Here is a 3,709-nt window from a genome sequence, read left to right as displayed (position 1 = left end):
CCCGCAGCCTTGATCTTGAGGGGCTCTGCCGTAATGCTGAATTAGTTGTGGTGGCTGCAGGGCGGCCTGAATTAATCGGAGCAGCTCACATAAGCCCTGGAGCGGTGGTGGTGGATGTGGGTATCCACCGCCGAAAGCAAGGGGGGCTTGTTGGCGACGTGAAATTTGAGGAAGTGGAACCCTTGGCAAAAGCAATTACGCCGGTGCCAGGAGGTGTAGGACCCATGACCGTAACAATGCTGCTACTGAATACGGTGAGGATGTGGGCGCAGCAGCATGATCTAAGCGAGCCCTGTGCAGGCCTGTGATTGCTTTTCTGCTTCCCCTTTCGATCAACCTTCTTGCGGCAGTGCCTTTGCAATCCGGACGGGTTGTTGCGGTGGAGGACGGCCATGTGTTGCAGGTGCGATTGGCCAACTTGAACCGGCGCGTGCGCTTGGCCTGCGTTGATGCACCAGATCAAAGCCAGCAACCCTGGGCGCAGCAATCACGGGCAGCTTTAGCGGCGGAATTACCTGTGGGCACTGCGGTAACTGTTGAACTGAGGGCTAGAGATGTATACGGGCGGATCGTTGGGGTAGTGCGGCGGGGCGGCTTTGATGTGGCTCCGGAGATGTTGAAAACCGGAATGCTTTTTGTTCACGATGGTTATCTGGGCCGTTGCGACGACCTTCCCTACGCAGCTGCAGAAACCACTGCAAAGGAATTAAATGTGGGGGTGTGGAACGAGCCCGGCGGTATTAAGCGCCCCTGGGATTTGCGCTTAGAGAGAAACAATTCCAACCAGGAGCCATGAATAGCCCCTTGCTGGAGGAGAATTCTTAGATCTCGAGCCCCCACGACCTCCGCCCATGATCGCTGCGGTCTGCGCTGGCTTTGATTTCCAGCAATATCTAAACAAAGGCCGCGAACGGGTAGAAGCAGCCCTTGAGGCTGCTCTGGGCCCGGAACGGCCGGAATCCTTGCGTGAGGCGATGCGTTATTCGCTGCTGGCAGGCGGTAAACGCTTGAGACCAATCCTTTGCCTTGCCAGTTGCGAACTCGCAGGTGGTGATTCAGCTCTGGCGCTGCCAACAGCTACCGCCTTAGAAATGATTCACACCATGTCGTTGATTCACGACGACCTGCCGGCTATGGATAACGATGATTTGCGTAGAGGGCGCCCCACCAGCCACAAGGTTTATGGGGAAGCAACTGCAATCCTTGCCGGTGATGCGCTGTTAACAAGGGCATTTGAAATGGTGGCCCTACGCAGCCCAGGGGTGGAACCGGAAAGGTTGCTAAAGGTGATTGGCGAAATGTCGTTGGCGGCTGGTGCCCCAGGCCTAGTGGGCGGGCAAATTGTTGATCTGGCCAGTGAAGGGGTGGAGGTAGATCTAGACACTCTTGAATATATTCACCTACATAAAACAGGTGCTTTGCTGCAAGCATCTGTGCTCACAGGAGCGATGATTGCTGGGGCTGAGGAAAATTTATTGCTTGCCCTGCGCCGTTATTCAAGAGCTATTGGGTTGGCATTTCAAATTATCGACGACATTCTCGATGTAACAGCTAGCAGTGAAGTGCTCGGTAAAACCGCGGGTAAAGATCTTGCCGCTGATAAAACCACCTACCCCAAGCTGTTGGGGCTTGAAGCATCCCGTGAACGGGCAGAAAATCTTGTTAAGGAAGCCCGTGAGGTGCTCGAACCCTGGAGTGCCGCAGCCCAACCCCTCCTCTCCCTTGCCGGTTACATCACCGCTCGCGACCGATGACATTTTTTCAAGCAACTCCTTTAGCGGCCGCATTTTTTAATAACGGCGCCCTCACCTGGGGGCTTCTTGCCTGTGGCTTTGCCCAACTCTCAAAATTATTTGTTGAGCTGGTGCAACAGCGCCGCTGGCGCTTAGCGGTGTTGTTTGAAACCGGTGGGATGCCCTCGAGTCATTCCGCCTTTGTAACCGGCACTGCAGCTGGAATCGCTTGGGAGAACGGTTTGGATTCCCCCCTTTTTGCCCTTGCGGTAACGGTGGCTTTTGTGGTGATGTACGACGCCAGCGGTGTGCGCATGGCAGCAGGAAAGATGGCCGAACGGCTTAACCAAATTGGCGCAAACCAGGGTTTGGCAGTTTTAAAAACCAGTTTGGGGCATACAAAATTGCAGGTTTTTGTAGGCGCTTTGCTGGGCCCTTTGGTGGCTCTACCAGGTGAGGCCTGGCTCGGTAGCCCCTTGATGCTGGCCCAACGTTTTGGTTTTTTCCAGGGGGTTGGTTGAACTGAGTTATCCCGATGGCTCCGTTTTAACAAGCCAACAAACCATTGCCTTAGAAGCGTTTACGGCATGGCTAAACGAACCTGCCGCCGGCCAACCATTTGTGTTGAGTGGCTATGCAGGCACCGGTAAAACATTTTTATCAGTGCGCTTTCTTGCCCTTGCAGATAAGGCCGGTCTTTGTTGGACCGTGGCAGCCCCCACCCATAAAGCCGTGGGGGTATTGCGTTCGGCCTTAGAAAACCAAGCTTTGCGGCCCACCTGGTATCCCTCCACCATTCACCGTTTATTGCGTCTCAAGCTCAGTCGCCAAGAGGAACGCGAAAGCTGCGAACCCACCGAACAAACAGCCACCGCCCTTGAGCAAATCGGCCTCGTGCTGCTGGATGAGGCTTCGATGGTGGATAGCAGGCTTTTAGAAATCACCCTGCAATGCGCCCATCCCTTTGGCACCAGGCTTGTATTTGTTGGCGATCCAGCCCAGTTACCTCCAGTTGGCGAAAGCAGCAGTGCTGTTTTTGCTTTGCAGCGAGCGGCTCAATACCAGTTAACGGAAGTGGTGCGCCATGGCGGCCCTGTATTGCGTTTAGCCAGTGGATTACGCACGGGTGCGCTCCCTAGCCGTCAAGCACCACTGATGGCGGCGATCAGTGCAACAGAGGGGCAGGTGGCTGTGGTGTGCCGTGATGAGTGGATTGCAGAAGCTCAGGCAGCCCTGCGGCTCAGTAGCGAACGGCTTGATCCCGACCATGCCCGTTTGCTGTGTTTTACGAATCGCACCTTGGAGCGCTTGGTGCCGATCGCCCGCCGCGCTTTGCATGGCGACATGGCCGATCAGCTTTCGGTGCTGCCAGGGGAGGTTTTGATCACTAGGGCTGCGGTAATGGCGCCCGCCTGCCAAGAGGGTTTAGCCAACAGCGAACAGGCAGATCTGGTGTTGGGCTCCAATCGTGAGTTAGTTGTGCGTGATGTGGCACCGGATCGCTGTGATTTAGCCGATCTTGGTATTGCCGATGCCCCAGTAATTGAAACCCTGAGGGTTGATGTGGATGCTGGCGAAAGCCAATTGCGATTGCGTTTAGCTCCAGCTCCGGGCAGTGATGGGCGCCAACGTTTAGATCTTGCTCTTAACGATCTACGCAGCCGCGCCAAAGGGGCAGCTGGAAAGCAAAGAAGCCTTTTATGGCGCCAATATTTCCTGCTGCGGGATGCTTTTGCAGCAGTGGGACCTGCAGCGGTGTTAACGGTGCATCGCAGCCAAGGCAGCAGTTTTGGCGATGTATTCGTTGCTCCTGATGTTTATTGGCCCCAGGAGGAAGAGGTGCGCCGCCAACTTATTTATGTGGCAGTGAGTAGGGCGCGGCGGCGGGTATGGCTTGTGGGTAGCAGTGATCAACCTGTAAGGGAGCAAGAGCTTTGGCGGGAATGGCTAACTAATGATTTGAAACTGGCCTAAGC

4 protein-coding genes and 1 pseudogene are annotated in these 3,709 nt (G+C 55.3%); all 5 read left to right on the top strand.

All coding sequences use genetic code 11. The features are described from left to right. Positions 1-308: pseudogene (locus KB557_RS09675) on the top strand (bifunctional 5,10-methylene-tetrahydrofolate dehydrogenase/5,10-methylene-tetrahydrofolate cyclohydrolase); the annotation flags it as partial. Further along, a complete protein-coding gene (locus KB557_RS09670; protein ID WP_255133670.1) occupies positions 305-796 on the top strand; it encodes a thermonuclease family protein in 492 nt (163 codons plus the stop codon). The pseudogene KB557_RS09675 and the gene KB557_RS09670, both read left to right, overlap by 4 nt. Positions 797-851: 55 nt before the next feature. Beyond that, complete coding sequence (crtE, locus tag KB557_RS09665) at positions 852-1,754, top strand: geranylgeranyl diphosphate synthase CrtE (RefSeq protein WP_255133668.1); 903 nt, start codon at positions 852-854, stop codon at positions 1,752-1,754. Next, entirely contained in the window at positions 1,751-2,254 is a 504-nt protein-coding gene (locus KB557_RS09660) for a divergent PAP2 family protein (protein WP_255133666.1), read from the top strand. Before crtE ends, KB557_RS09660 begins: the two co-directional genes overlap by 4 nt. After that, positions 2,247-3,707, top strand: a complete 1,461-nt coding sequence (locus KB557_RS09655; RefSeq protein WP_399218955.1) for an ATP-dependent RecD-like DNA helicase — start codon at positions 2,247-2,249, stop codon at positions 3,705-3,707. Before KB557_RS09660 ends, KB557_RS09655 begins: the two co-directional genes overlap by 8 nt. The last annotated feature ends 2 nt before the right edge of the window (positions 3,708-3,709 follow it).

This window comes from Synechococcus sp. Cruz CV12-2-Slac-r (assembly GCF_024346075.1).
Lineage (GTDB): Bacteria > Cyanobacteriota > Cyanobacteriia > PCC-6307 > Cyanobiaceae > Synechococcus_D.
This window is presented reverse-complemented; position numbering and strand designations above follow the sequence as displayed.